This is a genomic window from uncultured Oxalicibacterium sp., assembly GCF_913776015.1.
Lineage (GTDB): Bacteria > Pseudomonadota > Gammaproteobacteria > Burkholderiales > Burkholderiaceae_D > Oxalicibacterium.
Genome location: NZ_CAJYMD010000004.1, coordinates 23681 through 30631 on the forward strand (window position 1 = coordinate 23681; position 6951 = coordinate 30631).

The following is a 6951-nucleotide window of genomic DNA, read 5'->3' on the forward strand; positions in this document are numbered from 1 at the left end:
CTAACGCGCGTTCGAATTCTTCTGGCAGGCAGAAAGGTTTTGCCACGTTACTCCGCTGCGTTGAGTTCCTTGAACTTGCCGTAAGCCATGATCTTTTCATGACGCGCTGCCAGCAGATCCTTGGTTTTCACGCCCTGGAACTGGCGCAAGGTGTCCGACAATGCACGCTTGAGCAAGGCGGCCATTTGTTTTGGATCACGATGCGCGCCGCCCAGCGGCTCGTTGATGATCTTGTCGATCAGGCCCATCGCCTTCAGACGATGCGCCGTCAAGCCGAGTGCTTCGGCGGCGTCGGAAGCACGTTCTGCCGATTTCCACAAAATCGAAGCGCAGCCTTCTGGCGAAATCACCGAGTAGGTCGAATACTGCAACATCAACACGGCATCGCCCACGGCAATCGCCAACGCGCCGCCGGAACCGCCTTCACCAATGATGGTAGCAATCAGCGGCACCTTCAGTTCGGCCATCACATAGAGATTGTGACCGATCGCTTCGGACTGGCCGCGCTCTTCCGCATCGATACCCGGAAATGCACCCGGCGTATCGACGAAGGTAAAAATCGGCAAGCCGAATTTTTCGGCAAGCTTCATCAGGCGCATCGCCTTGCGATAGCCTTCCGGTTTCGGCATGCCGAAGTTACGCAGGCTGCGTTCTTTCGTATCGCGACCTTTCTGATGACCGATTACCATGCAAGGCTGGCCATTGAAACGTGCTAGGCCGCCAACGATGGACAAATCGTCGGCATAGGTACGATCGCCATGCAGTTCGTGGAAATCCGTGAAGATTTCGTTCACGTAATCCATCGTGTACGGACGTTGCGGATGACGTGCAATCTGCGATACCTGCCACGGCGTCAACTTGGCGTAGATATCCTTGGTCAGTTGCTGGCTTTTCTTGGACAGACGCTCGATTTCTTCCGAAATATCGACTGCGGAATCGTCCTGCACAAAGCGCAGCTCCTCGATCTTGGAATCGAGTTCTGCAATCGGCTGTTCAAAGCCGAGGAAAGTGGTCTTGCTCATCGTGGCTCCTTCTGCTGCAACACGAAGCGAATTCGTATCGTCATACGGTAAATCAATACGCTACCGGTACCGGCTCCAGGCTACGCCACAGATACCAGGTAGCGACCGTACGGTAGGGTTCCCAATTGGCGGCGACTTCGCGTGCATCGCTGCGCGAAACCGGCTCGCCGGAAAAATAATTATGGCTGATGCCCGCCAGCAAACCGGCGTCATCCAGCGGCAATATATTCGGTCGGAGCAGATTAAATATCAAAAACATCTCCGCTGTCCAGCGCCCGATACCGCGAATCTGGATCAACTCGGCAATGACCGCCTCATCTTCCATCTCGGCCCACTTGTCACATTGAACACGTTTCGCCTTGAAATGGTCAGCCAGATCGAGAATGTATTCCGCTTTGCGCTTGGATAAGCCGCAACCAGCGAGTTTTTCGCCTGCCTTGATGACCTGCACTGGCGTGCACTTGGGACAAACTTCGAGAAAACGCTTCCACACGCTGTCCGCTGCCTTGACGGAAATCTGCTGGCTGATGATGGAGCGCGCCAGCGTGGAAAACGGCTCGCCACGGCTGCGCAGATGCAGATCGCCGAATTGTGGAATCAGTTTACGCATGATGCGGTCGCGCTTCATGAGTTCGACCTTCGCCTCTTCCCAATATGGCGGAAGAACGAAGGTTTCCTCGGTAACGATTGCCTTGGCCATATCCAGTCTTATGCCCTGCGCCATTCAGTCAAGCCGCCAGGCTTGTCTTCGAGAACGATGCCCTGTTCCAGCAAGACAGCACGAATACGATCGGCTTCGGCAAAATTCTTTGCCTTCTTGGCATCGCTGCGAGCGGCGATCTGCGCGGCAACCATGGCTTCCAGATCGCCTTCACCAGCCTGCCCCGCCACGCCTGCGCGCAAGAATTGCTGCGGCGCACGCTGCAACAAACCGATCAATCCGGCCAAGCCGTGCAATTGACGCGCAAGGGCTGGCGATCTGGTTTTGTTGACTTCATTGGTCAATTCGAACAACACGGCAACCGCCAGCGGCGTGTTGAAATCATCGTTCATTGCCTCGGCAAAGCGCACTGCATGCGTCTCTTGCATGTCGAGCGGCTGCGCATCGGGCGCAACATCCTTTAACGCCGTGTACATGCGCGTCAAGGCATTGCGCGCATCATCGAGATGCGCATCGGAATAATTGAGCTGGCTACGATAGTGCGCGCGCAGGATGAAAAAGCGTACGACTTCGGAATCGTATTTTTCCAGCACTTCGCGGATGGTGAAGAAATTGCCCAGTGATTTGGACATTTTTTCATTATCGACGCGCACAAACCCGTTGTGCATCCAGTAATTCACGAAGGCATGCCCATGAGCACCTTCGGATTGGGCAATCTCGTTCTCGTGATGCGGGAATTGCAGGTCGGCACCGCCGCCGTGAATATCAAACTGCTCGCCCAGCAGATCACACGACATGGCCGAGCATTCGATATGCCAGCCCGGACGACCACTGCCCCACTTGGATGCCCATTTCACTTCGTCAGGCTCGGATTCCTTCGATGCCTTCCACAGCACGAAATCCAAGGGGTCCCGCTTGCCGGTGTTGACATCGACGCGCTCACCGGCGCGCAGATCGTCGAGCGACTTGCCGGAAAGCTTGCCGTAACCGGCAAAGTCGCGAACGGAGTAATTAACGTCACCATCGGCTGCTTTATATGCGAGTCCGTTACGCTCGAGCGCTTCGATCAAGCCCAGCATTTGCGGCACGTAATTGGTGGCGCGCGGCTCGTGGTCCGGCTTGCAAACGCCAAGCGCGGCAGCGTCTTCATCCATCGCATCGATGAAGCGTTGCGTCAGTTGTGAAATCGATTCGCCATTCTCGGCTGCACGCTTGATGATCTTGTCGTCGATATCAGTGATATTGCGTACATACGTCACATCGAATCCTGAAGCGCGCAACCAGCGCTGCACAATATCGAACACCACCATCACGCGTGCGTGACCGATATGACAATAGTCATACACAGTCATCCCGCACACATACATGCGGACCTTGCCCGGTTCGATAGGAGTGAACGGCTGCTTCTCGCGTGCCAGCGTATTAAATATCTTCAGGGAACTCATGAATGGTGATGTCTGTGTCGGCAGCCGATTTTGGCGGCATCTGCTTTCGGCGTTTTCCTGCGGGTTGGTGCGCTTCGTCCTGCCTGCCGAACTCTTCAGCCAATGACTGCGAAGGGGCCAAACACGCGCTTATGCTCTTTTGATAAAATGCGCAATCCCGCGGCAGTATAGCACTGTGCAAGCGCCAAACCGCCGCCAGCTTGATTGCCGGAAACATGTTCTAGCCGTCACATTCGCTGCATCGGCTGCGGGGACGCGATGATAAGCCAGCGCCGAATCGCATGCAACCTGTCCGCAGGCCAAACGTTTACACCGATCGCTCCTCCTCAACCATCACAGGAAGCTCCGCATGATTTCTTTTCCACGTCGTCGCCTTCTCGCATTGACCGCCGCACTTTCTTTTGGTGGCTTGCTTTCCAGCGTCTACGCAGCGGACATGCCGCGCGTATTGCTGAAAACCAGCATGGGCGACATCGTCCTTGAATTGAATCCGGAAAAAGCGCCGATCACGGTCGAGAATTTCCTGCAGTACGTGAAGAGCGGCCAATACAATGGCACGATTTTTCATCGTGTCATTGGCGACTTCATGATTCAGGGTGGCGGCTTTGATCGCAACATGCAGGAAAAGAAAACCCGTGCGCCGATCCAGAATGAAGCCAATAACGGCTTGAGCAACGAGCCCTATACCATCGCCATGGCACGTACTGCCTCACCACACTCGGCAACCGCACAGTTCTTCATCAACACCAAAAACAACAGCATGCTGGATTACCCGAGCCGTGATGGCTGGGGCTATGCCGTGTTCGGCAAGGTCATTAAAGGCACGGAAGTCGTCGATCAAATTAAGAATGTCCCGACCGGTAATGCCGGCCGTCATCAGAACGTACCAACCTCGCCCGTGATCATCGAATCGGCTACGATTACGCAATAATCGCATCTGTAAAATTCACCTGATGAATTCATCTGAAAACCACCACTAACAAGGATAACCATGGCAGTCATTCTCACCACCAATCACGGCAACATCACCATCGAACTCGACGCAGAAAAAGCGCCAAAGACCGTTGAAAACTTTCTCGCCTACGTGAATTCCGGTCATTACAACGGCACGATCTTTCATCGCGTCATCGATGGCTTCATGGTCCAGGGCGGTGGTTTTGAACCCGGCATGAAACAGAAGCCAACCAAGGATCCTATCGAGAACGAAGCCAAGAACGGCCTCAAGAACGAAACCTATTCGATCGCCATGGCACGCACTTCGGCACCGCACTCGGCTTCCGCGCAATTCTTCATCAACGTCAACGACAACGGCTTCCTTGACTATCCTGGCCAGGATGGCTGGGGTTACTGCGTGTTCGGCAAGGTAACCGATGGCATCGACGTCGTGCAAAAGATCAAGGGCGTCAAAACCACACGCGCCGGCATGTTTGCCGATGTGCCAGTGGAAGATATCGTCATTGAAAAAGCGGAAGTCGTCTGATTGCCCCTGTGAACACAACCGCTCTTCACAGCAATCGCGAGGCGCAGCCAGAAATGGCTGCGCTTTTTGTTTCGGATTTGCATTTGCAACCGGACATGCCGCATACCACGCAAGCCTTCTTCGATTTTTTGGACACACATGCCAACCGTGCGGCGCAGTTATTCCTGCTTGGCGACATCTTCGAGGCATGGGCCGGCGATGACGATCTCGGCGATCCCTACAACGACAGCGTTGTACAGAAAATCCGCGCAGTCGCTGAACGCGGCACGCAAGTATCGTGGATGGCAGGCAATCGGGATTTTCTTGCGGGCGAGAAGTTCGCTGAAGCGGCACAACTGCAATTGCTACCCGATCCCCACGTCGCCACCATCGGCGATCATCGTTTCATCCTCACGCATGGCGATGCATATTGCACCGACGATGCGGCCTACATGCAATTCCGCTCGCAAGTACGCTCTGCACAATGGCAAGCCGGCTTTCTTGGCATGCCACTCGCAGAAAGAAAAAAAATCATTGCGCAATTGCGTGCCGGCAGCCGTGCTGCACAACAGGAAAAATCCTACGACATCATGGATGTAAACGATGCGGCGATACGGACATTGTTCGCGCAGTGTGATACCGACAGCATGATTCACGGGCATACGCATCGTCCAGCCGTACACTCGCACGATCTGGGGGGGCAAACAGGTACGCGCTATGTGCTATCGGATTGGGAGCTGGATGGCAAACACCAACGTGGGGACTGGCTGGCCATCGATTGGAACGGCAAGATAAAACGCTTCGATTTCAATGGCCGGGAAGTAACTTGACTATGTGCGGCAGAAATCAGGTCAGAAACCGCATCTGACCTGACACGCAAACATCAATCGAACTGCTGACGAAACTGCTGAAACTGGTTCTTCAATTCCAGCATGTCTTCCTTCAGGGATTGCACTTCTGCTTCCAGTTGCGCAACACGATCACCACGCGATACGCCTGCGCCATGACTATCTGACGAAACAGCATCAATAGCAATGTCCGCCACTTCGCCTGAAAGCAGGTGTGCGTAGCGCGCTTCTTTCGTGCCTGGCGCACGCGCAAGACGAGTGACCAGTGGCGGATACTTATCCATCAGGAATTGCAAAGCCGTTTCGACCTCGGTAATCGATGAAAACTCGTGCAAGCGACCGCAACGCGCCCGAATCTCACCGGCAGTCTGTACGCCACGCAGCATCAACACCGTCAAGACTGCCAGCCTGTCCTGTTCCAGCAGCCACTTGATACGCAAACGATGTTCGTACTTGGCGACGCGTGCACCGGCCTGCCGTACCTCGGTCACCAGTTTTTCCTGGATCAACTGATCGAGCGTCTGCTGAACCTCGGATTCCGTCAACGCCATCACGGGATCGCGACTCGACAATTGATTGCAACCGTTCGTCAGTGCATTGAGGGAGAGCGGATAAACATCCGGCGTCAGCGCCTCTTTCTCCGCCAATACGGCCAGTACACGCAATTCCCGTGTATCCAGGCCGTCCTGCTGCTTGTCTTGCTCTTCTTGAGAAACGATATCGCTCATACGGATATTATTCGACCAGTTTGTTCAACTGATCGGGATCAAATTTTTCTTCGGTTTTCAGCGTTTCGCAATCGATGCCTGCGCATTTCAGTGCCGCCAGAATGCGTTCAATCTGATGCTCTTGTGTCGCAGCATGATCGATCAATCCGTGCAGCGCTTTCGACAGGGGGTCGTCGCCATTCGGCGTAACACCATACGCGGCAAACATACGTGCCGCTGTTTCATCGCGTGCACTTTCCTTCTCGATGATGCGCGCGGGATTGCCCACTGCCGTCGCACCAGCCGGGACCGGCTTGACCACCACGGCATTCGAACCGACCTTGGCACCTTCGCCCACCGTGAAAGAACCGAGCACCTGCGCGCCGGCACCGATGATGACGCCATTCCCCAGCGTCGGGTGGCGTTTCGCCCCTTTGCTCAAGGACGTCCCGCCGAGCGTGACACCTTGATAAATCGTGCAATCGTCACCCACCTCTGCCGTTTCGCCAATCACGACACCGAAGCCATGATCGATGAAGACGCGACGCCCGATACGGGCACCGGGATGAATTTCAATACCAGTCAGCCAGCGTCCGATATGCGAGGTAAAACGTCCCAACCATTTGAGATCATGCTGCCAGAACCAATGCGCGCAACGCTGCACCACAATCGCATGGAACCCCGGATAACAGGTCATCACTTCCCAGGCACTGCGTGCGGCGGGATCGCGCGTCATGATGTTATCGATGTCTTCTCGGATGCGACTGAACATGGTGGGAGTAAAACGTGTGAAACAAGAGAACGCAATG

Annotated in this window: 9 protein-coding genes; 3 read left to right on the forward strand and 6 right to left on the reverse strand. The window is 54.8% G+C overall.

The annotated features are described in order from the left end of the window. Positions 1-47: 47 nt before the first annotated feature. From QZ725_RS00770 to QZ725_RS00785, 4 genes are read right to left on the reverse strand one after another with little or no spacing between them, the layout of a single operon-like run. A complete protein-coding gene (locus QZ725_RS00770) occupies positions 48-1022 on the reverse strand; it encodes an acetyl-CoA carboxylase carboxyltransferase subunit alpha (protein ID WP_293775568.1) in 975 nt (324 codons plus the stop codon). Positions 1023-1074: 52 nt separating this feature from the next. Next, the gene (locus QZ725_RS00775; protein ID WP_293775569.1) at positions 1075-1722 is read right to left on the reverse strand and encodes a DNA-3-methyladenine glycosylase 2 family protein; all 648 of its coding nucleotides are present in this window, start codon (positions 1720-1722) and stop codon (positions 1075-1077) included. Between the two features lie 8 nt (positions 1723-1730). After that, on the reverse strand, positions 1731-3128 hold the full coding sequence (gene cysS, locus QZ725_RS00780) for a cysteine--tRNA ligase (protein ID WP_293775570.1): 1398 nt from the start codon (positions 3126-3128) through the stop codon (positions 1731-1733). Then, positions 3106-3345 carry a hypothetical protein gene (locus QZ725_RS00785; protein WP_293775571.1) on the reverse strand — a complete coding sequence of 80 codons (240 nt, stop codon included), beginning with the start codon at positions 3343-3345 and terminating at the stop codon, positions 3106-3108. The genes cysS and QZ725_RS00785 overlap by 23 nt, the downstream gene beginning before the upstream one ends. A 135-nt stretch (positions 3346-3480) precedes the next feature. Here QZ725_RS00785 and QZ725_RS00790 point away from each other — a divergent pair, with 135 nt between their 5' ends. The 3 genes from QZ725_RS00790 to QZ725_RS00800 are packed head-to-tail and all read left to right on the forward strand — an operon-like array spanning position 3481 to position 5417. Next, the gene (locus QZ725_RS00790; RefSeq protein WP_293775579.1) at positions 3481-4059 is read left to right on the forward strand and encodes a peptidylprolyl isomerase; all 579 of its coding nucleotides are present in this window, start codon (positions 3481-3483) and stop codon (positions 4057-4059) included. A gap of 60 nt (positions 4060-4119) precedes the next feature. Next, positions 4120-4608, forward strand: coding sequence for a peptidylprolyl isomerase (locus tag QZ725_RS00795; protein WP_293775573.1), 489 nt, complete (start codon positions 4120-4122; stop codon positions 4606-4608). A 53-nt stretch (positions 4609-4661) separates the two neighbouring features. Beyond that, the gene (locus QZ725_RS00800) at positions 4662-5417 is read left to right on the forward strand and encodes a UDP-2,3-diacylglucosamine diphosphatase (protein WP_293775574.1); all 756 of its coding nucleotides are present in this window, start codon (positions 4662-4664) and stop codon (positions 5415-5417) included. Positions 5418-5470: 53 nt separating this feature from the next. On the opposite strand, the gene QZ725_RS00805 is transcribed toward QZ725_RS00800, so the two are convergent. Together QZ725_RS00805 and cysE are read right to left on the reverse strand one after the other, a co-directional pair. After that, entirely contained in the window at positions 5471-6163 is a 693-nt protein-coding gene (locus tag QZ725_RS00805) for a YceH family protein (protein WP_293775576.1), read from the reverse strand. Positions 6164-6170: 7 nt separating this feature from the next. Continuing rightward, on the reverse strand, positions 6171-6914 hold the full coding sequence (gene cysE, locus QZ725_RS00810; protein WP_293775580.1) for a serine O-acetyltransferase: 744 nt from the start codon (positions 6912-6914) through the stop codon (positions 6171-6173). Positions 6915-6951 lie beyond the last annotated feature (37 nt).

What these genes read in the sequence shown, in the direction of transcription:
- cysS (WP_293775570.1), bottom strand. Translation starts at nt 3,128, where the DNA reads ATGAGTTCCCTGAAGATATTTAATACGCTGGCACGCGAGAAGCAGCCG.
- QZ725_RS00795 (WP_293775573.1), top strand. Translation starts at nt 4,120, where the DNA reads ATGGCAGTCATTCTCACCACCAATCACGGCAACATCACCATCGAACTC.
- QZ725_RS00775 (WP_293775569.1), bottom strand. Translation starts at nt 1,722, where the DNA reads ATGGCCAAGGCAATCGTTACCGAGGAAACCTTCGTTCTTCCGCCATAT.
- cysE (WP_293775580.1), bottom strand. Translation starts at nt 6,914, where the DNA reads ATGTTCAGTCGCATCCGAGAAGACATCGATAACATCATGACGCGCGAT.
- QZ725_RS00805 (WP_293775576.1), bottom strand. Translation starts at nt 6,163, where the DNA reads ATGAGCGATATCGTTTCTCAAGAAGAGCAAGACAAGCAGCAGGACGGC.
- QZ725_RS00785 (WP_293775571.1), bottom strand. Translation starts at nt 3,345, where the DNA reads ATGTTTCCGGCAATCAAGCTGGCGGCGGTTTGGCGCTTGCACAGTGCT.
- QZ725_RS00800 (WP_293775574.1), top strand. Translation starts at nt 4,662, where the DNA reads ATGGCTGCGCTTTTTGTTTCGGATTTGCATTTGCAACCGGACATGCCG.
- QZ725_RS00770 (WP_293775568.1), bottom strand. Translation starts at nt 1,022, where the DNA reads ATGAGCAAGACCACTTTCCTCGGCTTTGAACAGCCGATTGCAGAACTC.